This window comes from Tractidigestivibacter scatoligenes (genome assembly GCF_001494635.1).
Lineage (GTDB): Bacteria > Actinomycetota > Coriobacteriia > Coriobacteriales > Atopobiaceae > Tractidigestivibacter > Tractidigestivibacter scatoligenes.
Window position 1 is genome coordinate 907,728 of the sequence record NZ_LOJF01000001.1, and the last position, 25,325, is coordinate 933,052.

Annotated in this window: 22 protein-coding genes; 14 read left to right on the forward strand and 8 right to left on the reverse strand. The window is 65.4% G+C overall.

Annotated elements, in window-relative coordinates; genetic code table 11:
- Window positions 1-214: 214 nt before the first annotated feature.
- The 4 genes from AUL39_RS03990 (at window position 215) to AUL39_RS04005 (ending at window position 3,305) form a co-directional block, all read left to right on the forward strand.
- Window positions 215-553, forward strand: coding sequence for a thiamine-binding protein (locus tag AUL39_RS03990; RefSeq protein ID WP_032110984.1), 339 nt, complete (start codon window positions 215-217; stop codon window positions 551-553).
- A gap of 105 nt (window positions 554-658) precedes the next feature.
- Window positions 659-1,414 (forward strand): ABC transporter permease, encoded by a 756-nt coding sequence (locus AUL39_RS03995; protein WP_059054131.1) that lies wholly within the window; start codon window positions 659-661, stop codon window positions 1,412-1,414.
- Window positions 1,414-2,496 carry an ABC transporter substrate-binding protein gene (locus AUL39_RS04000; protein ID WP_059053816.1) on the forward strand — a complete coding sequence of 361 codons (1,083 nt, stop codon included), beginning with the start codon at window positions 1,414-1,416 and terminating at the stop codon, window positions 2,494-2,496. Before AUL39_RS03995 ends, AUL39_RS04000 begins: the two co-directional genes overlap by 1 nt.
- A gap of 2 nt (window positions 2,497-2,498) precedes the next feature.
- A complete protein-coding gene (locus AUL39_RS04005; RefSeq protein ID WP_059053818.1) occupies window positions 2,499-3,305 on the forward strand; it encodes an ABC transporter ATP-binding protein in 807 nt (268 codons plus the stop codon).
- 84 nt (window positions 3,306-3,389) lie between these two features.
- On the opposite strand, the gene AUL39_RS04010 is transcribed toward AUL39_RS04005, so the two are convergent.
- The gene (locus tag AUL39_RS04010; RefSeq protein WP_059053820.1) at window positions 3,390-4,457 is read right to left on the reverse strand and encodes a hypothetical protein; all 1,068 of its coding nucleotides are present in this window, start codon (window positions 4,455-4,457) and stop codon (window positions 3,390-3,392) included.
- Between the two features lie 275 nt (window positions 4,458-4,732).
- On the opposite strand from AUL39_RS04010, the gene fba reads away from it, so the two are divergent.
- Window positions 4,733-5,605 (forward strand): class II fructose-1,6-bisphosphate aldolase, encoded by an 873-nt coding sequence (gene fba / locus AUL39_RS04015; protein WP_059053822.1) that lies wholly within the window; start codon window positions 4,733-4,735, stop codon window positions 5,603-5,605.
- A 362-nt stretch (window positions 5,606-5,967) separates the two neighbouring features.
- Here fba and AUL39_RS04020 read toward each other — a convergent pair whose 3' ends face one another.
- Genes AUL39_RS04020 through sufC form a run of 6 tightly spaced genes read right to left on the reverse strand, consistent with a single transcriptional unit; the run spans window position 5,968 to window position 11,463 of the window.
- A complete protein-coding gene (locus AUL39_RS04020; RefSeq protein ID WP_032110981.1) occupies window positions 5,968-6,417 on the reverse strand; it encodes an RrF2 family transcriptional regulator in 450 nt (149 codons plus the stop codon).
- A gap of 2 nt (window positions 6,418-6,419) precedes the next feature.
- Window positions 6,420-6,917, reverse strand: coding sequence for a Fe-S cluster assembly sulfur transfer protein SufU (sufU, locus tag AUL39_RS04025; RefSeq protein ID WP_059053825.1), 498 nt, complete (start codon window positions 6,915-6,917; stop codon window positions 6,420-6,422).
- Complete coding sequence (locus AUL39_RS04030; protein ID WP_059053827.1) at window positions 6,904-8,175, reverse strand: aminotransferase class V-fold PLP-dependent enzyme; 1,272 nt, start codon at window positions 8,173-8,175, stop codon at window positions 6,904-6,906. The genes sufU and AUL39_RS04030 overlap by 14 nt, the downstream gene beginning before the upstream one ends.
- A gap of 8 nt (window positions 8,176-8,183) precedes the next feature.
- Complete coding sequence (locus AUL39_RS04035; RefSeq protein WP_059053829.1) at window positions 8,184-9,281, reverse strand: SufB/SufD family protein; 1,098 nt, start codon at window positions 9,279-9,281, stop codon at window positions 8,184-8,186.
- Entirely contained in the window at window positions 9,281-10,696 is a 1,416-nt protein-coding gene (gene sufB, locus AUL39_RS04040) for a Fe-S cluster assembly protein SufB (RefSeq protein ID WP_059053831.1), read from the reverse strand. The genes AUL39_RS04035 and sufB overlap by 1 nt, the downstream gene beginning before the upstream one ends.
- Window positions 10,693-11,463, reverse strand: coding sequence for a Fe-S cluster assembly ATPase SufC (sufC, locus tag AUL39_RS04045; RefSeq protein ID WP_059053833.1), 771 nt, complete (start codon window positions 11,461-11,463; stop codon window positions 10,693-10,695). The genes sufB and sufC overlap by 4 nt, the downstream gene beginning before the upstream one ends.
- A 972-nt stretch (window positions 11,464-12,435) precedes the next feature.
- Here sufC and pepT point away from each other — a divergent pair.
- The 5 genes from pepT to AUL39_RS04070 all read left to right on the forward strand — a co-directional run bounded on the left by pepT (window position 12,436) and on the right by AUL39_RS04070 (window position 19,441).
- Window positions 12,436-13,719 (forward strand): peptidase T, encoded by a 1,284-nt coding sequence (gene pepT / locus AUL39_RS04050; protein WP_059053835.1) that lies wholly within the window; start codon window positions 12,436-12,438, stop codon window positions 13,717-13,719.
- Between the two features lie 176 nt (window positions 13,720-13,895).
- A complete protein-coding gene (locus AUL39_RS04055; protein ID WP_059053836.1) occupies window positions 13,896-15,191 on the forward strand; it encodes an MFS transporter in 1,296 nt (431 codons plus the stop codon).
- Window positions 15,192-15,319: 128 nt separating this feature from the next.
- Window positions 15,320-15,823, forward strand: coding sequence for a MarR family winged helix-turn-helix transcriptional regulator (locus AUL39_RS04060; protein ID WP_059053838.1), 504 nt, complete (start codon window positions 15,320-15,322; stop codon window positions 15,821-15,823).
- Window positions 15,810-17,564 (forward strand): ABC transporter ATP-binding protein, encoded by a 1,755-nt coding sequence (locus AUL39_RS04065; RefSeq protein WP_059054133.1) that lies wholly within the window; start codon window positions 15,810-15,812, stop codon window positions 17,562-17,564. Before AUL39_RS04060 ends, AUL39_RS04065 begins: the two co-directional genes overlap by 14 nt.
- A gap of 2 nt (window positions 17,565-17,566) precedes the next feature.
- Complete coding sequence (locus tag AUL39_RS04070; protein WP_059053840.1) at window positions 17,567-19,441, forward strand: ABC transporter ATP-binding protein; 1,875 nt, start codon at window positions 17,567-17,569, stop codon at window positions 19,439-19,441.
- A 23-nt stretch (window positions 19,442-19,464) separates the two neighbouring features.
- Here the strand turns inward: AUL39_RS04070 and AUL39_RS04075 are convergent, their stop codons facing one another.
- Window positions 19,465-20,568, reverse strand: coding sequence for an ATP-binding protein (locus AUL39_RS04075; RefSeq protein WP_059053841.1), 1,104 nt, complete (start codon window positions 20,566-20,568; stop codon window positions 19,465-19,467).
- Between the two features lie 789 nt (window positions 20,569-21,357).
- Here AUL39_RS04075 and gatC point away from each other — a divergent pair.
- From gatC to AUL39_RS04095, 4 genes are read left to right on the forward strand one after another with little or no spacing between them, the layout of a single operon-like run.
- Window positions 21,358-21,684 (forward strand): Asp-tRNA(Asn)/Glu-tRNA(Gln) amidotransferase subunit GatC, encoded by a 327-nt coding sequence (gene gatC / locus AUL39_RS04080; protein ID WP_059053842.1) that lies wholly within the window; start codon window positions 21,358-21,360, stop codon window positions 21,682-21,684.
- Complete coding sequence (gene gatA / locus AUL39_RS04085) at window positions 21,684-23,180, forward strand: Asp-tRNA(Asn)/Glu-tRNA(Gln) amidotransferase subunit GatA (protein WP_059053844.1); 1,497 nt, start codon at window positions 21,684-21,686, stop codon at window positions 23,178-23,180. The genes gatC and gatA overlap by 1 nt, the downstream gene beginning before the upstream one ends.
- Window positions 23,177-24,712, forward strand: a complete 1,536-nt coding sequence (gatB, locus tag AUL39_RS04090; protein WP_059053846.1) for an Asp-tRNA(Asn)/Glu-tRNA(Gln) amidotransferase subunit GatB — start codon at window positions 23,177-23,179, stop codon at window positions 24,710-24,712. Before gatA ends, gatB begins: the two co-directional genes overlap by 4 nt.
- Window positions 24,709-25,320, forward strand: a complete 612-nt coding sequence (locus AUL39_RS04095) for an HD domain-containing protein (protein WP_059053848.1) — start codon at window positions 24,709-24,711, stop codon at window positions 25,318-25,320. The genes gatB and AUL39_RS04095 overlap by 4 nt, the downstream gene beginning before the upstream one ends.
- Window positions 25,321-25,325 lie beyond the last annotated feature (5 nt).

Consider the following 25,325-nt stretch of genomic DNA (forward strand, 5'->3'; position numbering starts at 1 on the left):
GTAACGGAATTCCGTTGCCCGGCAAAATAATCCCGCAGGGCGCTATACTAGACCGCGCAAAGGGGAGCTGGGATATCGGCCCGGCTGAGAGGCGACACCAATGCCGCGACCCATAGAACCTGTCCGGGTAATGCCGGCGTAGGGACCAGAGCGCACAGTTCGGGCACCTACGGAAGACGTGGGTGCCTTTTTTGGCACCCGGAAGGGAGGGTGCATGGACTGCTCCGTCGCGATACAGTTCCTGCCCATGGACGCCCAGACCGACGAGGAGGTCTGCCGCGTGGTTGACGCGGTGATCGCCTACATCGACTCGACGGGCGTCGACTACTTTGTTGGCCCGTTCGAGACCGCCATCGAGGCGGACTACGACACCTGCATGGAGATTGTCAAGAACTGCCAGCTCGTGGGTGCCAAGGCGGGCTGCAAGAAGATGGCCACCTACGTGAAGATCGACTACCGCCCCAACGGCGACGTGATGACCACCGAGCACAAGGTGGGCAAGTACCACCCCACCGACACCGAGTTTGCCCAGAAGGCCGAGGAGGTCGCGTAGCCGGTGTCGCGCCAGCAAGACACGCCGAGAAACGCCGCCGAGCCGGCGAGCAGCGCCGCCCCCGCGCCGCACGCCGCCCCCGCCCCGCGCGCCGGGGCATCCCGCATGCGCCGCGTGCTCACGCCGCTCCTCACGGTGGTAGGCCTTCTCGTGGTGTGGGAGCTTGTCGTTGACCTGGGAATCATTCCCAACTTCCTGCTCCCCACGCCCGTCCAGGTGGTCCAGGCCCTCGTGGCCGATATCTCGCTCATCGTGGGCCACGCGGCAACCACGCTGGTAGAGACGGCCATAGGCCTTCTCATCGGCGTGGCACTCGGCTTTGCCATCGCGGTGCTCATGGACCGCTTCGAGGGCTTCTACCTGGCCCTCCAGCCGCTCGTGACCATCTCGCAGACCATCCCCACCATCGCCATCGCTCCGCTTCTGGTGCTGTGGTTTGGCTACGGCCTGGCACCCAAGGTGATTCTCATCGTGATCACCACGTTCTTCCCCATCACGGTGTCGCTGATTTCGGGCTTCCGTTCGGTTGACCCCGACGTCATCGACCTCATGCGCACCATGAACGCCTCGCGCTGGCAGATCTTTCGCTACGCCAAGCTGCCCGCCGCGGCCGACCAGTTCTTCAGCGGCCTGCGCATCAGCGCGACCTACGCCATCGTGGGCGCGGTGATTGCCGAGTGGCTCGGAGGCAACTCCGGCCTGGGCGTCTACATGACGCGCGTGCGCAAGTCCTTCTCGTACGACCGCATGTTCGCGGTCATCATTGTCATCTCTGCACTGTCGCTTGGTCTCATGAAGCTTGTTGACCTGCTGCAGCGCGTCTGTATGCCCTGGAAGAGGGCAGAAGGGAACAAACGATAATGGCTTCCAACTCCGTGTTTTCCGGCGGCGTCTCTCGCCGCTCGTTCCTCCGTGGCTCCGTTGCCGCCTCCGCCGCCCTGGCGCTTGCCGGCTGCGGCCAGGCGTCCCAGTCCGGATCGTCTAACGCCGCCGCGTCGAGCGACTCGTCCAGCGCGAGCAGCTCCAGCTCCAGCGACCTCGCCAAGATCTCCTTCGTGCTTGACTACACCCCCAACACCAACCACACGGGCATCTACGTGGCCCAGTCCAAGGGCTACTTCGCCGACGAGGGCCTGGACGTCGAGATTGTCCAGCCGCCCGAGGACGGTGCGGACGCCCTCATCGGCGCGGGCGGCGCCCAGATGGGCGTCTCGTACCAGGACGTTATGGCCAACAGCTTCTCGTCCGACCAGCCCATGCCCTACACTGCCGTTGCCGCCATCATCCAGCACAACACCTCCGGCATCATGAGCCGCCAGGCCGACGGCATCACGCGCCCCAAGCTCATGGAGAACCACACCTACGCCACGTGGGACCAGCCCGTCGAGCAGGCCACCATCAAGGACGTGGTCGAGGCCGACGGCGGCGACTACTCCAAGATCAGCCTGGTGCCCTACAACGTGGACGACGAGGTCTCGGGCCTCAGGGCCAACATGTTCGACACCGTGTGGGTCTACGAGGGCTGGGCTGTCCAGAACGCCAAGGTCCAGAATTACGACGTGAACTACTTCTCGTTCATCTCGATCGACGACGTCTTTGACTACTACACGCCGGTCATCGCCGCTAACGACGACTTTGCCAAGGAGAACCCCGACCAGGTCAAGGCCTTCCTGCGTGCCGCCAAGAGGGGCTACGAGTTCTGCGTCGAGAATCCCAGCGACGCCGCCGACATCCTCTGCGACGCCGTGCCCGAGCTTGACTCGGACCTCGTCCACGCAAGCCAGGACTACCTCAAGGACCAGTACGTTGCCGACGCCTCTGCCTGGGGCGTCATCGACGCCAACCGCTGGTCCAAGTTCTACCAGTGGCTGAACGACCAGAACTTGGTCGAGAACAAGCTCGACGTGAACAAGGGCTACGACCTCTCGTACCTGGAGGCGTAGCGTTGGGCGCAGGCGTTACAGCTGCCGAGAAGAACGCGGCCTCGGGCACCGGCCACGCGCCAGCGCTCGAGGCGCGATCGCTCACGCTCTCGTGGGATGGCCAGACCACGGTCGTCGACCGGATCTCGCTTGCCGTGGCTGCGGGCGAGGTCGTGTGCCTGGTGGGGCGCTCTGGCTGTGGCAAGACCACCATCCTGCACGCGCTCTCCGGCCTCACGCGGCCGCTCTCCGGCCAGGTGCTGCTCCACGGCGAGGACATTACTGGCACGCCCGGCCACGTGAGCTACATGCTGCAGAAGGACCTGCTGCTGCCCAGCCGTCGCATCATCGACAACGTGTGCCTGCCCATGCTCCTGGCGGGCGTCCCGCGCGCCGAGGCCCGCGCCAAGGCCGAGCCGCTCTTCGAGCGCTTTGGCCTTGCGGGCACGGAGGAGAAGTGGCCGGCCGAGCTCTCCGGCGGAATGCGCCAGCGCGCCGCGTTCATGCGCACCTACCTCATGGGGGCAGACGTCACGCTGCTGGACGAGCCCTTCTCGGCGCTTGATGCCATCACGCGCGTCGAGGTGCGTCGCTGGTTCTGCGATATGGCCCGCGAGCTGGGCCTTTCCGCGCTGGTGATCACGCACGACGTGGACGAGGCGGTCTCTATGGCAAGCCGCGTATACGTGCTGGCCGGACGCCCCTCCGAAGGCGAGCCAAGCCACATTGCCGGCGAGGTGCGCGTTGATCACGGTACCGGAAAGGGCGACTTTGCCCTGACGCCGGAGTTTCTCGCCGCAAAGCGAGAGGTGCTCGCGCTCCTGGGATAGAAAAAGCGGCGCGCAGCCGATCGAGGCCGCGCGCCGCGTACGCGATGTGCCGCAGGCTCCCGTTGCGGGGCTTGTGGCCGCTTCTTATTTGTTGCCGGCGCTGCTTGTGGTGGCGCCGGAGCCGTTCGAGCTGCCCGTTCCAGATGTGGTGGACGTGGAGCTGTTGTTCTTGGTGGCGTCGTTGCTACTCGAGCTGTTCGACGAGTCGCCGTTGGTGCCTGAGCCAGACCCCGTCGAGTTGGTCGTGGAGCCTGTGCCCGAGTTGCTGGTGCCGGAGTTGTTGCTGGTAGTCGAGCTGGAGGTGCTGCTCGAGCTGCCGTTGCCGGTGCTCGAGGACGACGAGCCGGAGTTGGTTGCGGTCGAGTCGGTGGTGCCGCTTGTCGTGTTGGAGTTCGTGTCTGTGGTCTGGGCGGACTCGGACTCCGTGGTCTTCTCGGGCTGGGCCTTTTCCTCGGGCTTCTCTGCCTCGCTCTGCTCCTGGGTGGTCTGGGTCTGCTCGGTGCTTACCGGCTCCTGCGTGCGGCCGGGGGTGGTGCCAATGCCCTTGCCCTGGGTGAGCGTGTTGACGAGAAGGGCCGAGATGAGAACGGCTGCCACGCCAGCAATCACGGACGCCACAACGAGGCGCTTTCTTGTGTCGCGACGCTGGCTCTCGTGCACGGCGCGGCGCAGGCTGGCAGGCGCGATGCGCGTTCCGGAGGGTGCGAACTTGACCTCGGTGTCGTCGGCGGAGGCGGCCGCCGCGCTCTGGGTTGCGGCCGCGGCTGGCGCGGCGGCTACGGTCTTGTCTGCGTCAACCGGGTGGGGCATGAGCTTTGTCTGCCCTGCGGCAGAGGCGCCTGCGGGCTTCTCGGCTTCTGGCTCGCCGCTGTCGTCGGGGCCAACGGCGCCCCTGATCGCCTCGGCAGACTTCGAGAAGAGGTTGTTGAGCACCGAGGACGACACCGTTGCCGCGGCAGCGCCCACGATGGCTCCAATGAGCGAGCCTGCCACGCCTATCTGCGACGAGAGCGAGAACGACACGCCTGCGGCAAGCGCGCTGGCGAGTATCTGCGCAAACGAGAGGTCGCCAAACACGCCTCCGGCGCGTTCGTCCTGCTCGTTCCTCTCGTCATCCTTATCGTTACCATACGTCTTGGATTCCTGCGCCAAGACCCATCCCTCCTTCGGTCGCGTCTCCCGCGCGGCCACTCCACTTTTGGGATACCCGAGTATAGGCTGCGGCCAACGCGTCGCACCCATCCTCACGAATAAGAGACAAGCCTTCTTGAAAGCACGGCCTTTCTCGTGCAGGGTGGCCTGGCAGGGTTTGTAAGGCCTTTGGGAATCAGCGTTCTTGCAGCCCTTCTAGGGTGTGAAGGTTCTCACATCGGGTATGATTGTCGGAGTACCACATCGTTCAGCTTCCAACAGATGGAGGTCACACTATGCTCGTCAATGCAACCGCAATGCTTCAGAGCGCCGAGAAGGGCCACTATGGTATTGGTGCCTTCAACACCAACAACCTCGAGTGGGCTTCTTCCATTCTGGACGCTGGCGAGGAGCTGCAGTCGCCGCTCATCATCCAGTGCACCAGCGGTGCCGCCAAGTGGCAGACTTCCTTCAAGCTCGTCGCCGACATGGTGAAGGACCTCGTCGAGGCCAAGAACATCACCGTGCCCGTTGCCCTTCACCTCGATCACGGCTCCTACGAGGCCGCTCTTGAGTGCATCGACGCCGGCTTCACCTCCGTCATGTACGACGGCTCGCACGAGAAGGACTTCGAGACCAACCTTGCCCACACTGCCGAGATCGTGAAGCTTGCCCACAGCAAGGGCATCTCCGTCGAGGCCGAGGTCGGCGGCATTGGCGGCACCGAGGACGGCGTTACCGCCAAGGGCGAGCTGGCCGACCCCGAGCAGTGCAAGGCCATCGCCGACCTGGGCGTTGACTTCCTTGCCTGTGGCATTGGCAACATTCACGGCATCTATCCTGCCAACTGGGAGGGCCTGTCCTTCGACCGCCTGCAGGAGATCAAGGATAAGACGGGCGATCTGCCGCTCGTCCTCCACGGCGGCACCGGCATCCCCGTTGACCAGGTGAAGAAGGCCATCTCGCTGGGCATCTCCAAGATCAACGTCAACACCGACCTGCAGCTGGTCTTTGCGGCCGCTACCCGCAAGTACATCGAGGAGGGCCTCGACAAGGAGGGCAAGGGCTACGATCCCCGCAAGCTCCTCAAGCCTGGTCGCGAGGCCATCAAGGCTCGTACCGAGGAGCTCATCAAGGAGTTTGGCTCCGACGGCAAGGGCTGGAACTAGCGTCTACGTGTTGCGAGAGTTTCTCGCCGCATAGCGTTGATGAGGCCCGTCCGGCATGTCCGGACGGGCCTTTTTGTGTGCGCAGCGGGTGCTGGGGCTGGCTGATCCGAGCAAACCTGCGGCTTAATAGCAGTGCCGAGAATAGCTGCAGGCCTGCTACCTGCGGTTCTTCTCGGCAGCGGCTCTTGAGGACTGCTACTAAGCCGCAGGTCTCCGTGGCGGCCGTGATGGTACCGTGGCGTCTCCCGCAATCGCCTTGAGAACGCGCGTTATTTCGCCGTTTAGGAAAAATCCGAACGTTTAAGGTGGCCGGGGATGCGGCATTGCTGAGAAGAATGAGACAAAGGGAAACTCCCTTTGTCTCATTCGTCGCGGTTGAGGCGGGCGGCGTCTTCGTTCACGTCGGTGGGCTCGAGAAGGTCCGCCAGGGTCTTGCTGTCAAGGTATGCCGAGGTCACGCGGCCAAGGTCGCGCCACACGCCCACGGTGGTGCAAGTGTCCATCTGCGAGCAGAACGTGTCGTTGGTGCACTGCAGGCAGGCCACGGGCGCAAGCGACCCCTCGGCCGCACGCAAGAGTTCGCCCAGCGTGTACTCCTCGGGCTTGCGCGTGAGGCGGTAGCCGCCGCCCTTCCCGCGCTGGCTCTCCACGTAGCCTGCCTTGTGCATAAGAGAGATGACCTGCTCAAGGTACTTGCGCGAGATGTTCTGCCGCTTCGAGACGTCGCCCAGGGACACCCACCCGTCGTGGGATGCGAGGTCGGCCATCGCGCGCAGGGCGTACATGCCCTTTGTCGAGAACATCCCGGCCATGGCTAGGCCCCCTTCTCGTCCTTGGCAGCGGTCGCGCCAGCTGCGCCAGCACCGGCCGCGCCGTCGCCCTCGCGCGCCTCGAGCATCTCCTTGAGCGTGCGCCACGCAAGCTCGGCGCACTTCACGCGCGCCGGCATGTGCGAGATGTCCTTGAGCATCTCGGCGTCCTCCAGCGGCTCGAGCTCGGCCTCGTCGGTGACCTCGCCGCGCACCATGCGCTCGAAGAGGTCGCACAGCTTGATGGCCTCCTCTGGGGTCCTGCCCACCATAAGGTCGCTCATGATGTCCGCAGACGCCTGCGAGATGGCGCAGCCGTGCCCGGTGAATGCGGCCTCGTCGATGGTGCCATCGTCCGCCAGGCGCACGGAGAACTTCAGCTCGTCGCCGCAGGAGGGGTTCACGCCCTCGTGCGTGCAGGTGGGATTCTCCATCTGGTACTTGTAGTCGGGATGGGCCACGTGGTCCATGAACTCGGCGTTGTAGAGGCTAGTCACGTCCATGGAAGACCTCCCAGACCTTCCCCAGGCCGTCGACAAGGGCGTCGACGTCGGACTTGTCGTTGTAGAAGGCGATGCTCGCACGGCACGTGGCACCGTTCTCCACGCCCAGGTAGGCGAGAAGCGGCTGCGCGCAGTGGTGGCCGGCACGGATGCACACGTTGCTCATGTCGAGGATCGACGCCACGTCGTGCGGGTGGATTCCTCGCACGTTGAAGGCCACGGATCCCACGTGGCGCTCGCCCTCGGCGGGACCAATCACGTCCACGTAGGGGAGAGCGGCCAGCGAGTCCGTGAGGTAGCGAGCAAGCAGGCGCTCGCGGGCCTCAAGGGCATCGAAGCCCTTCTCGTTGAGGTAGTCCAGGCAGGCGCCAAACGCGTACGCGCCAGCGGCGTCCTGCGTGCCGGCCTCGAACTTCTGCGGCACCGGCGCCCAGACGGCGTCCGTCTCGGTCACGGAGTCGATCATCTCTCCGCCGGTGAGGAATGGCGGCATGGCGTCGAGCACCTCGGGCTTGCCCCAAAGCACGCCAATGCCCATGGGGCCACCCATCTTGTGTGCCGAGAAGGCGAGAAGGTCGCAGCCAAGCTCGCGCACGTCTACGCGCACGTGCGGCACGGACTGCGCGCCGTCGACCACCATGTAGGCGCCCATCTCGTGCGCGCGCTTGGCGATCATGGGGATGTCATTCTCGACGCCCAGGACGTTGGAGACCTGCGTCACCGAGACGATTTTGGCGCGCGGGCCAACCTTTGCGGCAACCTCCTCGGGCGTGATGCGGTAGTTCTCGTCCATGCGCAGGTAGACCAGGTTGGCGCCGGTCTCGCGGCAGATCTGCTGCCACGGGATGAGGTTGGAGTGGTGCTCCATGATGGAGATGACCACGTCGTCGCCGGGCTTGAGCACAGAGCGCCCCAGCGTGCGGGCCACAAGGTTCAAGGACTCGCTGGCGTTTCTCGTGAAGACCACCTGGTTGCCGCAGGGCTTGCCGCCCTCGTCGACGGCGCCCAGAAAGGTGGCGACCTTGTCGCGCGTCTGCGCGATGGCCTCGGTGGCCTCGACCGAGAGGCGATAGAGGCCACGCAGCGGGTTGGCGTTCATGGTCTCGTAGAAGCGGCGCTGCGCGTCGAGAACCGCGGCCGGGCGCTGCGCGGTGGCGGCGCTGTCGAGAAAGGCCAGGTCAGGGTTGCCTGCAAGCAGCGGGAAGTCCGCCTTGTAGGGGCTCTGCTCGATGGTGGAGAGCTCGTCTTGTGTCAGCATGGGTGACTTCACTCCTCGCCTTCTGCGAGCTGCGCGCTCGCGTCGAAGTCGTGTGCCACCTCGGCGCCCAGCACGAGCTCGGCCTGGCGCACGGCGACGTCGTGCGCGTGCGACTCGGGCGCATTGATGATGGCGTCCTCGAAGAGGGCGCGCACGAAGAGCGCCTCGGCATCCTTGCGAGAGAGGCCGCGATCGGCCAGGTAGTCCATCTGCTCGGGGCCAACGGTGCCAATGGTGGCGCCGTGGTTGCCCTGGACGTCGTCCTCGTCGCAGAGAATCACGGGCACGGTCTTGTTGACCACGTCATCGCCAAAGACCAGCACGTTCTCGGCCTCGTCGCCCTTGGAGCCGCGGGCGCCGTGGACAAGGTCGATGGTGGCGCGCAGGGCCTTCTCAGCAGCGTCGTCCAGGATGCCGTTCTCGCGCACGTGGGAGATGGTGTTCTTGCCGCGCTGGCGCACCACGTGGTTCACGTCCAGGCGGTCCTTGCCGTCTGCGAAGTAGCGCAGCCCAATGTTGGCGCGTGCACGGTCGCCGGAGAGCGAGACCGCCGTGCCAAAGGCCACGGTGCCGCCGCCCAGCGCGTACTGGCGAACCTCCACGCGGGCGTCGTCGTCTGCGTCCACGCCCACGCTCTCGAGGTGCTGCTGAGTGGAGCCAACGCCCACGACCTCGGTGATCGTGACGTGTGCGCCCTCCTCGGCAACCACGCGCAGGAGCGAGGCCGAGGTGGTGTCAGCGGCGCCCGTGCCGCCCGCGGCAACCACGATCGAGACCGTGGCGCCCGCGCGTACCATGACGCCGGTGTCCGCGACCTCGCCTTTGTCGGTGTCGATGGCTACCACGATGGGCTCCTCGCGCTTCTCGCCCGCGCGAACCTCCACGTAGCGGGCGTCGGCGGCCTGCGAGGTCACCCAGTTGGTGACTTTCTCGCCCATGCCGCACTCAACGCGCGAGAAGAGCTGGGGGAGCGCAAAGTACACGTCGCCCTTGCGAGAGATCTTGGGCACCGTGAGCGTGATGTCATTGGCGCGCAGGCGGTTCCAGGTCTGCGCGGGGGGCTCGTTCACGCGGTCGAGCACGACGGAGGTGTTCTCGTCTGCCATTAGCCGATCGCCCCTTCCATCTCGAGCTTGATGAGGTTGTTCATCTCGACGGCGTACTCCATGGGGAGCTCCTTCGAGACCGGGTTGGCAAAGCCGTTCACCACGAGCGTGCGCGCCTCCTGCTCGGAGCAGCCGCGGCTCATGAGGTAGAGGATCGTGTCGTCCGAGATGCGGCCGATGGTGGCCTCGTGGCCAACCGAGGCGGTAGGGTTGCGCACGTCCATCGCCGGGATGGTGTCGGAACGGCTGATGTTGTCGAGCATGAGCGACTGGCAGCTCACGGTGCAGCGCGCGTTGTCCGCGTGGCGGCCCACAACCACCGAGCTCCTGAAGGTATTGATGCCGCCGTCCTTGGAGATGGACTTGGTGCTCACCGAGGCGGTGGTGTCACGGCCATTCAGGATGACCTTGCAGCCGGTGTCGAGGTCCTGCGTGGCGCCGGAGAACGTGATGCCGGTGAACTCGCAGCTGGAGCGGTCACCCGCGAGGATCGTGGTGGGGTAGAGGTAGGAGACGTGGCTGCCAAAGCTGCCCGAGACCCACTCCATCTTGGCGTCTGCGCCCACGGTGGCGCGCTTGGTGTTGAGGTTGTACATGTTCTTGGACCAGTTCTCGATCGTGGAGTAGCGCAGGCGCGCGCCGTCCTTCACGAAGAGCTCCACGGCGCCGGCGTGGAGGTTGGCCTCGTAGTACTTGGGCGCCGAGCAGCCCTCGATGAAGTGCAGGTTGGCGCCGGGCTCAACGATGATGAGCGTGTGCTCGAACTGGCCTGCGCCCTGGGCGTTGAGGCGGAAGTAGCTCTGCAGCGGGTAGTCGAGGCTGACGTCTGCGGGCACGTAGACAAACGAGCCGCCCGACCACACGGCGTAGTGGAGCGCCGCAAACTTGTGGTCGGTCATGGGGATGAGGGTGCCAAAGTACTCGTGCACCACGGGCTCCCACTTGGGGTCGTGGAGCGCGTCCTCGATCGTGGTGTAGACCACGCCCTGCTTGGCGACCTCCTCGCGCATGTTGTGGTAGACAATCTCCGAGTCGTACTGGGCGCCCACGCCGGCGAGGCTCTCGCGCTCCGCCTCGGGGATGCCTAGGCGCTCGAAGGTGTCCTTGATGTCTGCCGGCACGTCGTCCCAGCTCGAGGCCTGCTTGGTCTTGGGCGAGACATACGTGGAGATGTGGTCGAGGTCAAGGCCTGCGATCGAGGGGCCCCAGTTGGTGGCCATGGGACGGCGGTGGTACTCGTCGAGCGCCTTCAGGCGCAGGTCGAGCATCCACTGGGGCTCGTCCTTCTTGGCCGAGATTGCGCGCACGATGTCCGGCGTGAGGCCGTCGGCGTAGCGCTCGTATCCCTCCTCGGACTTGGTGAAGTCGTAGAGGGAGCGGTCGACGTCTGCGACCTGCGTCCTCTCCTTTGTCACCTTGCATCACCCTCGCCCGCGGCCTGGCTCTCGAAGCGCTCGAAGCCGTTCTTGTCGATGTCGTCGATGAGGCTTGCGGGGCCCTCGGCAACCAGGTGGCCCTTGACCATCACGTGCGTGCGGTCCACGGTGAGGCGCTCGAGGATGCGCGTGTTGTGCGTGATCATGATGAGCGCACCACCCACGGTCTCGCGGTAGCGCTGGATGCCGTGCGAGACGGTGGCCAGCGCGTCGACGTCGAGGCCGGAGTCCGTCTCGTCGAGAATTGCCAGCTTGGGCTGGAGAAGCAGCAGCTGGAGCATCTCGATCTTCTTCTTCTCGCCGCCCGAGAAGCCTACGTTGAGCTCGCGCATGAGGAAGCTCTGGTCGAGGTTGAGCTCGTCGGCGATGGCGCCCACGCGACGACGGAACTCGCGCGCGGTGCACTTGAGCTCGGGGCGCATCTGCGAGATGGAGCGCAGGAAGCTGTAGAGGGGCACGCCGGGGACCTCGACGGGGGCCTGATAGGACAGGAAGACGCCTGCGAGCGAGCGCTTGTCGGGCGAGAGCTCGGTGATGTCCTGACCGTCGAAAGTGATGGTGCCCGTGGTGACCTTGTAGGTGGGGTCGCCCATGATCACGTGGCCGAGCGTCGACTTGCCGGCGCCGTTGGGGCCCATGAGGACGTGGGTCTCGCCTGCGCCAACCTTGAGGTTGACGTCGTGGAGGATGGGCTTGTCCTCCGTACCTGCGGAGATGCCGCTCACGTCGAGAAGCGTGTCTGCCATGCTGTTCTCCTAGCTCGAATGCGCCTGCGGCTGTCTGGCTGCCGACGCAGGTTTCCTCTCACCGCACGGGGTCGGCGAGCCGGCGCGCGTGCGTTCCTTCCTAGTCGCGTTTGGCGGTTGGGCACTCGTGGGGTGCCTGGGGCTGCCTGCGGGGGACAAATTGGTCTGCCCGCGAAGGTGCCTTGGGTTGCTCGCGAGAGTGCTTTGGGCCACCTGTGGGGAGTGCCCCACGCGACCTAATTCGAGGGTACCCCTTGCGACCTAATTCATACTAGTTTGTAGGAAATAGAAGGCAAGGGTGAGGGACGGGTTTCTCGGCGGTTTCACAAATTCCTACGGCTAAGGGGGCATTTTGTAGGGGTCGGCGGCTTGTGGCGCGGCGGGGTGGCCGCGGTCGGCGCTTCTCGGCGCGCCGGCGTGCGACCGGTGGCCCTTATCGACGCACGGCTGGCGGCAGCTCTCGCCGATGCTGCGGAAACTCGCCCTCCGGCGAGAAAACGGCGCCGGAAGGCCCCTTTCGTACGCGATTGCATCGGTAACGCGCCCTCGGGCGCCAGAATCTCGCCCGAGCGAAGATTTTGGTCCTGTCCTTCCGGGCATCGTTGCCAGCTCTTTCTTCAATGCCGCGCCATTTCGCCGTTTAGGATTTTTCCGAACGGTTAAGGCCTTCTAACCGTCGGGAATGCGCGGCATCGCGGGAGGTGTCGCGGATTCCGAACGTTTAGACCCCCCTAAACGTTCGGATTTTTCCTAACCGGCGAAATGGTGCGGCATCTTGGCGACATCGTTGCCGTGCGCCATTTCGGCGACACCATTGCCGCGTGGCGTTCCAGCGGCGCAGTTATCGCGCGCCGCGAGACGTGTGCCGAGAAGTGCCGCACGCATTGCGCTAGGGTAGTCATCCGGGAAGGGCGTGCGCGCGGCCACAGCAGCCGCGGCCTGCCGTAAGCGCTAGGGGAGAGGTACCACCGCATGGGACGCAAGGCGACAAGTGACGTGCTCGAGAGGTTCGTGAGGTATTGCGAGGTTCCCTCGCAGTCGGATCCGCGCACCGCGCAAACGGTGCCCTCGACCCCGGCCCAATTCGACATGGCGCGCGTTGTTGCCGCTGACCTGCGTGACCTTGGCGCCCAAGACGTCACGCTCGACGAGCACGCCTACGTCACGGCCCACTGGCCCGCAAGCGTCGGCGCCGAGAAGCGCCCCGCGCTCGCGTTCTGCTGCCACCTCGACACCGCGTGGCAGACATATGGCAGCCCGGTCCACCCGCAGGTCAAGCGCTACGAGGGTGGACGGCTTGTCCTGGGCAGCGGCCGCGACGGCGCCGAAGTCGCCCTCGACCCCGCCACAAACCCGGAGCTCAAAGACCTCATTGGCGAGGATCTTGTGACCTCGGACGGCACGTCGCTTCTCGGCGGAGACGACAAGGCGGCCGTGGCCATGGCCGTCTCGCTTCTCGCACGCCTTGCCGAGAACCCCGCCATCCCGCATCCGGCGCTCGCGCTGGCGTTTGTCCCTGACGAGGAGATCGGCCATGGCGCAGCGCTGCTCGACCTTGACGCGCTGGGTGCTGCCTACGGCTACACCATCGACGCCGGCCCCCTGGGCGAGTTTTGCTACGAGACGTTCAACGCTGCCGAGGCGACCATCCGCGCCAACGGACGCTCGGTCCACACCGGCACCGCGAAGGACGTGATGGTCAACGCCTCCGAGGCGTTGCTCCGTGTGCACCAACTCATTCCGCCCCAGGACCGCCCGGAGTTCACGCAGGACCGCGAAGGCTTCTTCTACCTGGAGCGCATTGAGGGCAACTGCGAGGATGCCCGTGCGGACTACATCATCCGCGACCACGACCGCAACCGCTTTGAGGCGAGAAAGGACCTGCTCCGCTCGGCCGTGGCCCAGGTGAACGAGGAGTACGCGCTGCGCCCGTCCGCGGCAGCCGCCCAGCCCGTGCTCTCCATCGAGATCCGCGACCAGTATCGCAACATGGCCGAGGTCATAACCCGCCCCGAGAACGCGCACCTCATCGAGTCCGCGCGTCGGGCGTATGCTGCCTGCGGCGTCACCATGCGGACGGTCCCCATGCGTGGCGGCACCGATGGCGCGCAGCTCTCTTTCCGCGGCCTGCCGTGCGCGAACCTCTCGGCCTGCTACCACAACGCTCACGGCGTGACCGAGTTCGTGCCGGTGCGCGAGCTGGAGACCATGGTTGACGTGCTCCAGGCGCTTATGGGCATCTACGCGGAGGGCTAATACCCCAACCACCTCCTTGCGCGGCAAGCGGCACGCGCGTAACATTGTGCGAACGTTGGTTAACCAAGGAGGCACTCATGGCAGGGATCGCAGGAGGACAGCTCGCAAAGTAGCGATGCATCGTCCGCCCCAAGACGGGGCAACGTCCTTCTCGCCGCCAAACCCTTGGAGACCTCATGCCTTCCCGTTCTCGCTATGCTCGGCGCCCGCTCTTTACGCCCACGCGCCGCCTTGTCCTTGCAAATTTCCTGCTTGTTGTGTGCTTCACTGCCACGTACTTTGTGGGGCTCATCGGTTGCGCCACCTACCAGCTTGGCGCCGGCGCCGCCGAGGTTTCCGCCCTGGTCATTCTTCTCAATGTTGCCCTGGTGGTGGGCGGCGCCCTCGCTGGCGTGGTCACAGACCGCGTGGGCCCGCGCCTTACCCTTGCGACCTCGCTCGCGGGCTTTGCGCTTCTCGGCATCTTTGCTCTGCTCATGCCCCTGAGCTATCCCATGCTCGCCATCGTCTCGACACTCGAGGGACTGGCCGACGGCTTCTGCGGCACCACCGTGAGCGCCTACCCGCGCTTCCTCACCGCTCGCCCGCGCGAGCTCAAGCGCATGAACAGCCTGTGCGGCACCGCCGTCTCGGTGGCGGTCATCGTGGGGCCGCTCATCGGCGGCTTCGTGACCACGCTTTCCACCAACCAGGCCTGCTTTGTCACCATCCCCGTTGCGTCGCTTCTCGCCGCCGCGCTTGTCTGGGCAACGCCTGAGGCACCGGGTACCGTGGGCGAGCAGCGCGCGGATCGCGCAGCAGGCGAGAAGACCGCCGCTCACGGTGGCTTCTGGCACCAGCTTGCCGAGGGCTTTCGCGTGACCTTCTCGCACAGAACCCTGTGCATGCTCTTCCTCCTCTACTTCCTGGGCTTCTTTGCCTACGGAGCGTTTGACTCGCTCGAGTCGCTCTTCTACCGCGACGTGCTGCGCGTGAGCGGCGATTGGATGGGCTGGCTCTCCGCCTGCGCCGGCGTGGGCGCAACGGCAGGGTCGCTGCTGGTTCTGCGTTTTCCAACAAGGCAGCTTACGCTGGGGACGCTTTCCGTCTTGCTGCTGGTGACAGGAGTGGGCTCCATGATCTACGTTGGCACGGCGAACGTGGCCATTGCCGTGGTGGGCCAGCTCGTGACCGGTCTTGGCTTTGGCGCCATGCGGCCCGTGAAGGACACCATCCTGCAGCGCAGCTGCGACGTCTCGTACGTGGGGCGCGTGACCTCGGTTATGAACGCGGGCACCAACAGCGCGGGGACCCTGCCGTTGCTTGTGGCGCCGCTGGTGGCAAACGTGCTGGGGGTGCAGGGGACGCTCTTTGTCGCCTCGGCGGTGGTGGCAGTTCTCGCACTCGCGTTTCTCCTGCTCACGCGCCGTGACGGCGAGAAGGACGCGCAAGCGGTGCCTGGTGCCGGCCAAGCCCCCGGCGAGAATCGCTAACTCCGTTAATAAATGTAGACCTTATGTAAGCCCGCTGCTTCTCGCTAACGCCATTAACTAACACGCTCGAGCGGGGTAGCATCTCCAACTGTTTAACGGCATTAGCAATCAATCGAGAGGAGCAGAGCATGCCGAACGTCGAGAAGACGGACTGGGACGGCCTTGCCCAGCAGCTCATGACCTCGATTCATGGCCTTAGGGCCGGCCATGGGGCGCACTCCAAGGACATGGAGATGCGCGGCGAGATTAACGCCCTGCACGCGCTCCACCACCAGCCCGAGGGCATGACCCCAACTGCCCTGGCGCGCGCGTGCCAGGTGTCTACGGCGCGCATCACCAAGACGATCGACCAGCTCGAGGGTCGCAGCCTGGTGGAGCGGCACGCCAGTCCCCATGACCGCCGCAGCGTGATCGTGCGCCTTACCGACAAGGGCGAGGCCGAGGTCCAGCAACGCATCGACGGCATCAACGGCTACGTGGCGGGGGTCCTTTGCGAGCTGGGCGAGCACGACGCGCGTGAGCTGGTGCGCATTTCGGGTCGCCTGGTCGAGGTTGTCACCAGGCGCGTTGAGGGAGCCGGCTCTCAGACCGGCTGCCCCATGGAGGGGGATGGCGCGCATGAGGCTCGCTAAGCTCCTTCGCGGGCACGTGGGCGAGGTCGTGGCGGTGTTCGTGCTGCTCTTGGTGCAGGCGCTCTGCGAGCTGTCGCTGCCGCGCTACATGTCCGACATCGTGAACGTGGGCGTGGTTGGGTCCGAGGCGGGCAACTCCGCCTACCTGGGACACATGGCGCTCGTGATGTTTGGCTTCTGCGTGGGCTCGCTCGCGGCTGCAGTGCTCTCGGGGCTCATCTCGTCCCGCGTGGCGGCGGCCGTTGCGCGCGACCTGCGCCGCGACGTCTTCGCAAAGGTGATGTCCTTCTCGCCTGCGGAGGTCAACCGGTTCTCGCAGTCGTCGCTTATCACGCGCTGCACCAACGACGTGCAGCAGATCCAGAACATGATCGTGATTATGCTGCGCATGGTGATGTTTGCCCCGGTCATGGGCGTGGTCGCCGTGGTCCAGGTGATGACCATGGGAGGCGGCCTCACGTGGATTGTGGGCGCGGCGCTTCTCGCCGTGCTGGGGATTGTGGCGGTGCTCTTCACGCTCACCATGCCGCGCTTCAAGGTCATGCAGTCGCTGGTAGACCGCGTGAACCTGCTTGCGCGAGAGATGCTCGACGGCATAATGACCATCCGCGCCTTTGGTCGCCAGAGCCACGAGCTCAAGCGCTTTGATGCAGCGTCCGGCGACCTTCGCGACGCGCAGCTCTTTGTGAACCGTGCCATGACCCTCATGATGCCGCTCATGATGCTCGTAATGAACGTGGCCACGGTCGCCATCGTGTGGTTTGGCTCGCACGGGGTGGCCGTCGGCGCCATGCAGGCGGGCGACATGATGGCCTTCATCAGTTACGCCATGATGATCGTGATGAGCTTCCTCATCGTCTCGATGGTGGCCGTGATCCTGCCGCGCGCCGAGGTCTCCGTTGGCCGCGTTCGGGAGGTGCTCGACGTCACGCCGGCCGTGGCGGAGCCAGAGCAGCCCGTCTCGCCGGCGGCAGACGCGCCGCGCGGCAGGCTGGTCTTTGACCACGTGGGCTTCCACTACCCGGACGCCGAGGGCAACGTGGTGAGCGATGTGAGCTTTGCCACCATGCCCGGCAAGGTTACGGCAATCGTTGGCTCCACGGGCTCGGGCAAGTCGACGCTCGTGCAGCTGGTGCCGCGCCTCTACGACCCCACGGCGGGCACCATTACGCTCGACGGCGTGGACACGTGCAAGATGTCCCTCGCCGACCTGCGCTCGCGCGTGGGCTACGTGCCCCAGCAGGGCTTTCTCTTCTCGGGCACCATCGCCAGCAACGTGGCCTTTGGCACAGATGGCGCCAGCGGGAAGGACCTGCTCCGCGCCATTGACGTGGCGCAGGCCACGGAGCTTGTGACCGAGAAGGAAGACGGCCTCCAGACGACGATCGCCCAGGGTGGCACCAACGTCTCCGGCGGGCAGCGCCAGCGCCTGGCCATAGCCCGCGCGCTTGCCACGCGTCCCGAGGTCCTGGTGCTGGACGATTCCTTCTCGGCGCTCGACTACGCCACGGATGCGCGGCTGCGCCAGGCGCTTGCCCGTGAGCAGACGGACACCGCGGTCCTGGTGGTGGCGCAGCGCATCGCCACCGTCATGGGCGCGGACCAGATCATCGTGCTCGACGAGGGCCGTGTGGTGGGGCAGGGAACGCACGAGGAGCTCCTGCGCAGCTGCCCCGAGTACCTGGAGACTGCAAAGAGCCAGCTCAGCGCCAAGGAGCTTGGCCTTGCGGAGGGGGAGTAGACATGGCCGAGAAAACACAACAGCTCCGGCAGACGCCGCGTCCGCACGGGCCTGGCAGCCGCATGGCGCCAGGAGAGAAGGCAAAGGACTTCAGGGGGACCATTCGAAAGCTCCTGCACTACATGGGGCCGTATCGCGTGGGGGTTGTGACGGCGGTGGTCCTGGCCATGGCGTCGGTGGTGTTCTCGGTTGTGGGGCCAAAGGTCCTGGGAAACGCAACCACCGAGGTCATCCGTGGCGTTCAGGCCGCGGCGGCCGGGACGGGCGGCATCGACTTTGGCCTCATCGAGAAGATCCTGGTGACCCTTCTCGTCATCTATGCGGCAAGCGCCGCGGCGTCTGGCCTCCAGAGCTGGATCATGACGGGCATCACGCAGAAGGTCGTGTTCCGCATGCGCGGCCAGATCGCCGACAAGATCTCCAAGGTGCCCCTCTCGTACTTTGACGGCAAGTCCATCTCTAAGGGCGACGTGCTCTCGCGCATGACCAACGACGTGGACACCCTGAGCCAGTCGCTCAACCAGGGCCTCATCCAGCTGGTGACCTCCGTCACTCAGGTGGTGGGCGTGGCCATCATGATGCTCACCATCTCGGTGCCGCTGGCGGGCGTGACCTTTGTGACGCTGCCGGTATCGGCGCTTGTCCTAGGCGCGCTCATCCGCCGCTCGCAGAAGTACTTCCGTCTGCAGCAGGAGCAGCTTGGTGCCGTGAACGGGCGCGTCGAGGAGGACTTCTCGGGGCAGGTGGTGATCCAGGCGTTCAACCGCGGCGGGCGTGCCGTGGAGCGCTTTGAGGAGGAGAACGACCAGCTCTTTGAGAGCGCGTGGAAGAGCCAGTTCCTCTCGGGCCTCATGCAGCCGCTCATGAACCTTGTGGGCAACATGGGTTACGTGGGCGTGGTTGTGGTTGGCGCTGGCCTTGCCGTGACGGGCGCCATCCAGCCGGGCGACATCCAGTCCTTCATCCAGTACGTCAAGAACTTCACGCAGCCCATTACGCAGCTGGCAACGGTGTCCAACGTGCTGCAGCAGATGGCCGCCTGCGCCGAGCGCGTCTTTGAGTTCCTGGAGGCGCCGGAGGAGGAAGAGACTGCGGAGCTTGACCCCACCACGGGCGCGCCGGTTGAGGCGATTGGCCATGCCACGGGCGCCGTGGACTTTGACCACGTGTCCTTTGGCTACCTGCCGGGGCAGACAATCATCCAGGACTTCTCGGCAGACGTTGAGCCTGGCCGCACGGTGGCCATTGTGGGGCCTACCGGCGCCGGCAAGACAACGCTCATGAAGCTCCTGCTGCGCTTCTATGACGTGAACGCGGGCTCGCTTTCCGTGGACGGCCACAACGTGCGCAACGTTGGGCGAGAGGACCTTCGCCAGAACTTCTCGATGGTCCTTCAGGACGCGTGGCTCTTCAAGGGCAGCATCCGCGAGAACATCCGCTTTGGGCGCCTTGACGCCACCGACGAGGAGGTGGAGGCCGCCGTGCGCTATGCGCACTGCGAGCACTTCATCAAGACGCTGCCGGGCGGCTACGACTTCGAGCTGGATGAGGGTGCCGCCAACGTGAGCCAGGGCCAGCGCCAGCTGCTCACCATAGCCCGTGCGGTTCTCGCCGACAGACCCATCCTCATTTTGGACGAGGCCACCTCGAACGTGGACACGCGCACCGAGTGGCGCATCCAGCGCGCGATGGACAAGCTCATGGCAGGGCGTACGAGCTTTGTGATTGCGCACCGGCTCTCGACCATCAAGAACGCGGACACCATCCTGGTGCTGCGCGACGGCGACGTTGTGGAGAAGGGCACGCACGAGGAGCTTCTCGCCGCGGGCGGCTTCTATGCGCAGCTGTACCAGTCGCAGTTCGAGGAGGTTGCGTAGGGCGGGGGCAAGGCGAAGACTGGCTAGGCGCCGAGCTCTTCTCGAACGAACGCCCTGAACTCGGGAAGAGCGAAGCGCACCACCCCGCGGGCGACCTGCTCGATGACCCCCTCGGCAAGCAGCCTGCTTCGGTACTTCGAGGCGTAACGGCTCTCCACGCCCATGCGCTTTGCGATATCCGATATGCGGCTCTCGCGTTCGTCCTCGAGCATCGCTTCGACGAATTGCAGGTCAATCTCGGAGAGCTCCCGGAGCGTTGGCGCGAGGATATGCGCCCGAAAGTCTTCTTGCGCATCTTGGATTCCTCGGCGCGCCTCCTGTGCAGATATGACGTCGTCCGTGCTGGTCGCCTGCCAGCATCTGAACCCCACGAGCTGGAGCATGTAGGGGAAGCCCCCGATCGCACGGACGCACGCTTCGAGCGCGTCGTCCGTGACGTCTTTTCCGCCGATTGCCGCTGTCTCCTTGAAGGCCTCCCTCACGTCGGCGTCGGGAATGGTTCCCAGGGTATGCCGCTGCGCTCTTCTCAGGAAGGAAACGCTCTTGTCGTTGAGAAGGGCGCTTATGTTGTGGGGGAGACCCGCCATCACCAGGGCTACTCGACGCTGCTCGCGCACGAAGAGCTGATAGACAGCAGCGAGAGTGACCATCTCGTCGAGCGTGGCAACCACTTCGTCGACGGTGATGAGAAGGCCGTGTCCGGCGTCTTCGATTGTGCTCAAGAGCCTGCCCATGCGGGTGCGCCAATTCTCGGAGGGGGCAGGCGCAGCCTCCCAGCTAGCGCTCACGGGTCCCACGCCAATGCCTGTAAGTCGAAGGGACTTTGCCTTCCCCTCGCCCAAGACGTCGGCGGATGCGAGAAGAGTCTGCTCGTATATGTCCTCGAGCATGCCGGGCATGGCAACGGAATGGACCGCGATCCACCCCTGGGCAGAGGCTTCTTTGCCAAGATACGTGAGAAGGGCGGTCTTTCCGGATCCTCGCGGGCCAACAAGAATGCTGGAGAGATTGGGGTTGCCCCTGCCCTGGACAAAGGCGTCGAACAGCTCTCTTCTTATTGACTGGCGGCCCGCCATTACCAGGGGGACACTGCCAAACTCGGGGGTGAAGGGGTTAATCGGTGGCATGGTGGGTGCCTTTCGCCTTGTTCGCCTATTTTCGCCTTGTTCGCCTATTTTCGCCTTGTTCGCCTTTGCGGGCAAGCTGCATGGATTTCCTTTCTAGCGCTGGCCTTTTCTTGGCGGCTTGGATGTACTCTCGCACGTGTAGTGCGGGTGTCTTGGGAACGAAGGCTACCCTGCCAGAAATAAGGGCCGGGGAGCGGGACGTGGGTCCCTCTCCCCGTGGGAGGAAGGTGGGCGTTGTTGGGGTGCGGGCGCTTGTGGCAGGCGCTCTGCCAGCGGCGATTCGCGCTAGCGGCGGCGATGGCTGAGGGGGCGCCGGTTGCGCTCGCCACTGTCGCCGATGATGACGATGAGGCTCAGTACGCACACGATAGCGATGAAGGCGATGTGCTCGAGGACGTTCATGGTGACTCCTTCCGACGCGACGCTTGGTCGTTGCTTTTCGTTGACCATATACTCCCGCGAGCTGGGATTTGGTGCCATCGACCAGGCTTACGGCTGCCTTACGGTCCTGTAAGCTAGGGTTTCTCGGCAGAGCAGGGCCCTTCTCGCACGAATGTGTTGTAAGCGCGCCTGAACGCGCTACACATTCGTTGCCCGAATGTGTATCGACCTGCGCGCGTCACACATTCGGGCACGAATCTGTATCGGCCCGGCGGTGGTCGGCCTCCCGCGCACCCGCCGTCCCGCGCCCCTCTCGCCCTCGTGTTGCGCCTTGGTAATGTGACGCCGCAGGTCGGCGCCTAGTCCCGTAGAATGGACGGCGTGACACAGCTCCAGACAGGAGGATCCATGGCACTCAGCAGGGAAGACGTGCAGGGCATCGCGGGCTACGCGCGCATAGCCCTCACGGACGAGGAGCTCGACGAGATGACCGCCTACATGAACGAGGCAATCGACCTTCTCGAGCCCATCCGCCAGTACGACCTCGACGGGGTCGACCCCACCTTCCACCCCATCGGCGACCTCTCCAACGTGATGGGCGAGGACATCATCGACGATTCCGCCCGCGCGCTGCCCATCGACGTGGCGCTCAAGAACGCGGGCTCCACGCGCGACCGCTACTTCCGCGTGCCCTCGATCCTGGGCACCGACGAGGACGAGGGAGGCATCGCCTAATGGCCAACATCGACCAGCTCTCCGCCGCGCGCATCGCTGCCGGCGTGGCCGCGGGGGAGTTTAGCGCAACCGAGGTGGCCAAGGCCTCCCTCGATGCCATCGAAGCACGTGACGAGAAGGTCCAGGCATTCCTGCAGGTCTCGTCCGACCTTGCCCTTGCTGCCGCCGCCGAGACGGACCGCCTCCGCGCGGCGGGCGAGAAGCTCGGGCCCCTGGCCGGCGTGCCCGTGGCCTTCAAGGACAACATGCACCTGGTGGGCACGCGCACCACCTGCGCCTCTAAGATGCTCGAGAACTACGAGTCAACCTTCACCGCAACGTGCGTGCAGCGCATGCTCGACGCGGGCGCCACGCCCATGGGCAAGGCCAACATGGACGAGTTTGCGTTTGGCTCGTCCACCGAGTCCTCGGCCTTCCACCGCACGAACAACCCTTGGGACACCGAGCGCGTGCCCGGCGGCTCCTCGGGCGGCTCGGCTGCGGCCGTCGCCGCCGGCGAGGTCACCATCTCGCTGGGCTCCGACACGGGTGGCTCCATCCGCCAGCCAGCGAGCCTCTGCGGCGTGGTGGGCATGAAGCCCACGTACGGCGCCGTGAGTCGCTACGGCGTGGTTGCCTTTGGCTCCTCGCTCGACCAGGTTGGACCCTTTGGCCGTAGCGTGGAGGACGTGGCCCTTGCCATGAACGCCCTCACCGCTGCCGGCCGTGACCCGTATGACTCCACGAGCCAGCCCTGCGCCGTCGACTTCCTCGAGCACCTCGAAGATCCCGTCGAGGGTATGCGCGTGGGCGTGGTGCCCGCGCTCATGGAGGCCGCCGGCCTCACGACGGAGGTCCGCGCGGCCGTGGAAGGTGCGGCGAAGGCTCTTGAGAACGCCGGCGCCGAGCTGGTCGAGGTCGACCTCCCCAACATCAAGTCCGCAATCGCCGCATACTACGTGATCGCGCCGTGCGAGGCCTTCTCCAACCTCGCCCGCTTTGACGGCGTGCGCTACGGCTACCAGGAGGAGGGGTGCCTCTCGCTTGCCGAGCAAACGTCCAAGAGCCGCGCGCACGGCTTTGGCGAGGAGGCCAAGCGCCGTCAGATGCTGGGGGCCTACCTTCTCTCCAGCGGCGTCTACGACAAGTACTACTACCCGGCGCAGCAGGTGCGCACCCTCATCACGCAGGACTACAAGCGCGCATACGAGCAGTGCGACGTCATTCTCATGCCCGCCTCGCCGCGCACGGCGTTCAAGTTTGGCGAGATGAGCGACCCCACGCAGATGTACGCCTCGGACATGTTCACCATCTCGAACAACATTGCCGGCAACGGCGGCATCTCGGTGCCGCTGGGCCTGGGGGCAGAGTCCCACCTGCCCGTCTCGGTCCAGCTGCAGGGGCCAGCCTTCTCAGACCGCAAGCTCCTGCGCTTTGCTCGCGCCGTCGAGAAGTCCTTCTCCGCGCGCGGTGCCGTTGCGCCCGAGTTTGCCGGGAAGGGGGGTGAGCTCTCGTGAAGAAGCTCGCCGAGGTTCTGAAGGACTGGGAGGCCGTCATTGGTCTTGAGGTCCACACCGAGCTCACCACGCTCGAAACCAAGATGTTCTGCAACTGCAAGAACACGCACGACGACCCGCCCAACACCAACGTCTGCCCCGTGTGCCTGGGCATGCCGGGCGCGCTGCCGGTGCCCAACCGTGCGGCCATCCAGTCCATCGTGATGGCGGGTCTGGCCACAAACTGCCAGATCATGCGCCACTCGATGTTCTACCGCAAGCACTACTTCTATCCCGACATGGCCAAGAACTTCCAGACCACGCAGGGGCCGGTGGCCTTCTGCATGCACGGGCACCTTGACCTGGAGGTCTCCGGCGAGGGCGCGGCCGAGCGCCCGGCCTGGGAAGACGTGGCGGGCGACGGCGAGACGCCCATCTCGCGCGAGAAGGACGGCTCCTACGTGGCGCCCATCCGCATCCTGCGCATCCACATGGAGGAGGACGCCGCCAAGATGGTGCACGTGGGCGGCGAGGAGGGCCGCATCACCGCGGCCACCGAGAGCCTCATCGACTACAACCGCTGCGGCACGCCGCTGATCGAGCTGGTCACCGAGCCCGACCTGCGCACGCCCGAGGAGGCCCGTCTCTTCATGGAGAAGCTGCAGCAGACGTTCAAGACGCTCGGCATCTCCGACTGCTCGCTGGAGAACGGCTCCATGCGCTGCGACGGCAACATCAGCCTGCGTCGCCGCGGCGAGACGCGCCTGGGCACCAAGACCGAGATGAAGAACATCAACTCGTTCAAGAGCCTGCACGACGCGCTTGAGTACGAGATCTGCCGCCAGGCCGAGGTGCTCGAGGAGGGCGGCATCATCTACCAGGAGACGCGTCACTGGGAGCCCAGCCGTCGTCGCACCGTGGTGATGCGCGTGAAGGAGACGGCGGACGACTACCGCTTGTTCCCCGACCCTGACCTGGCGCCATTCGACCTCACCGACGACTTCATCGAGGAGGCGCGCGAGAAGATCCCGGAGCTGCCGGACGCCAAGCGCGACCGCTACATGCACGACTACGGCCTGAAGCGCGCCGACGCCGCCCAGCTTGCGGGCGACCCTGCCGTCGCTGACTTCTTCGAGAAGGCGCTCGAGGGCGCGCCTAAGAAGGCCGTGGCAACCATCGCCAACGTGATGGTGAACCTTGCACCGAGCTTCGACGCGCTTTCGCCCGCGCAGGTGCGGAGCATCTCCGGACTTCTCGCCGAGGACGCCATCACGTTTGCGCAGGCACGCGAGGTGCTCGAGGCCGTCAACGGCACCGAGAAGGACCCGGAGCGCGTGGTGGACGAGCGTGGCATGCGCCAGGTGACGGATACGGCAGCGCTCGAGCCCATCGTGGACGAGGTGCTGGCGCGCTGTACCGATCAGGTCCAGCAGTATCACGATGGCAACAAGAAGGTCGTGGGCTACCTGGTGGGGCAGTGCATGAAGGCGTCGAAGGGCTCGGGCAACCCCAAGCTGTTCAACAAGCTGCTCACCGCGCGCCTCGAGGCATGATTGACGAAGGGACCATCGCAGCGGCTGCCGCGTACGCGCGCGATCTCCTTGCGGGGGATGCGTCCGGCCATGGGGCGGACCATGCCCTGCGAGTTTGTCGCAACGCTGCGGCCATCGCTCGCAGCGAGGGGGCGGACGTCGGCGTCTGCAGGCTTGCGGCGCTGCTGCACGACGTGGACGACCACAAGCTCTTTCCCGGGACGAGCGCGTCGCTGGCCCACGCGGTCTCTTTCCTGGATGCCCAGGGTGTTGAGGGGGAAGAGAGGCACCGCGTCTGCCAGGCCATACGGGAGGTCTCCTTCTTCGCCAACGGGATAGAGCCCCCAAGCAGCCTTGAGGCGGCCTGCGTGCGCGACGCCGATCGCCTGGACGCCATCGGCGCGATAGGCGTGGGCCGCGCTTTCGCCTTTGGCGGCGCGCATGGGCGGGCTCTCTGGGACGAGAGCGGAGAATGCCGCGACACTACGGTCGCGCACTTCGAGGATAAGCTCCTGCTACTCGCCGAGGGCATGAGCACGCAGGCCGGACGCCTTCTCGCGGCTGAGCGTGGGGCCTACCTCAAGGGGTTCTACGAGGAGTTTGTTGCCGAGTGGCGTGGGGAGCGCTGAGGCAG

Excerpts from the sequence above, each read along its gene's own strand:
- gatC (WP_059053842.1), top strand. The coding sequence starts at position 21,358 with ATGGCACTCAGCAGGGAAGACGTGCAGGGCATCGCGGGCTACGCGCGC.
- fba (WP_059053822.1), top strand. The coding sequence starts at position 4,733 with ATGCTCGTCAATGCAACCGCAATGCTTCAGAGCGCCGAGAAGGGCCAC.
- AUL39_RS04060 (WP_059053838.1), top strand. The coding sequence starts at position 15,320 with ATGCCGAACGTCGAGAAGACGGACTGGGACGGCCTTGCCCAGCAGCTC.
- AUL39_RS04030 (WP_059053827.1), bottom strand. The coding sequence starts at position 8,175 with ATGCTGACACAAGACGAGCTCTCCACCATCGAGCAGAGCCCCTACAAG.
- AUL39_RS04095 (WP_059053848.1), top strand. The coding sequence starts at position 24,709 with ATGATTGACGAAGGGACCATCGCAGCGGCTGCCGCGTACGCGCGCGAT.
- AUL39_RS04065 (WP_059054133.1), top strand. The coding sequence starts at position 15,810 with ATGAGGCTCGCTAAGCTCCTTCGCGGGCACGTGGGCGAGGTCGTGGCG.
- pepT (WP_059053835.1), top strand. The coding sequence starts at position 12,436 with ATGGGACGCAAGGCGACAAGTGACGTGCTCGAGAGGTTCGTGAGGTAT.
- gatA (WP_059053844.1), top strand. The coding sequence starts at position 21,684 with ATGGCCAACATCGACCAGCTCTCCGCCGCGCGCATCGCTGCCGGCGTG.
- sufC (WP_059053833.1), bottom strand. The coding sequence starts at position 11,463 with ATGGCAGACACGCTTCTCGACGTGAGCGGCATCTCCGCAGGTACGGAG.
- AUL39_RS03990 (WP_032110984.1), top strand. The coding sequence starts at position 215 with ATGGACTGCTCCGTCGCGATACAGTTCCTGCCCATGGACGCCCAGACC.
- AUL39_RS04075 (WP_059053841.1), bottom strand. The coding sequence starts at position 20,568 with ATGCCACCGATTAACCCCTTCACCCCCGAGTTTGGCAGTGTCCCCCTG.
- AUL39_RS04055 (WP_059053836.1), top strand. The coding sequence starts at position 13,896 with ATGCCTTCCCGTTCTCGCTATGCTCGGCGCCCGCTCTTTACGCCCACG.
- AUL39_RS04035 (WP_059053829.1), bottom strand. The coding sequence starts at position 9,281 with ATGGCAGACGAGAACACCTCCGTCGTGCTCGACCGCGTGAACGAGCCC.
- AUL39_RS04070 (WP_059053840.1), top strand. The coding sequence starts at position 17,567 with ATGGCCGAGAAAACACAACAGCTCCGGCAGACGCCGCGTCCGCACGGG.
- sufU (WP_059053825.1), bottom strand. The coding sequence starts at position 6,917 with ATGGACGTGACTAGCCTCTACAACGCCGAGTTCATGGACCACGTGGCC.
- AUL39_RS03995 (WP_059054131.1), top strand. The coding sequence starts at position 659 with ATGCGCCGCGTGCTCACGCCGCTCCTCACGGTGGTAGGCCTTCTCGTG.
- AUL39_RS04000 (WP_059053816.1), top strand. The coding sequence starts at position 1,414 with ATGGCTTCCAACTCCGTGTTTTCCGGCGGCGTCTCTCGCCGCTCGTTC.
- AUL39_RS04020 (WP_032110981.1), bottom strand. The coding sequence starts at position 6,417 with ATGGCCGGGATGTTCTCGACAAAGGGCATGTACGCCCTGCGCGCGATG.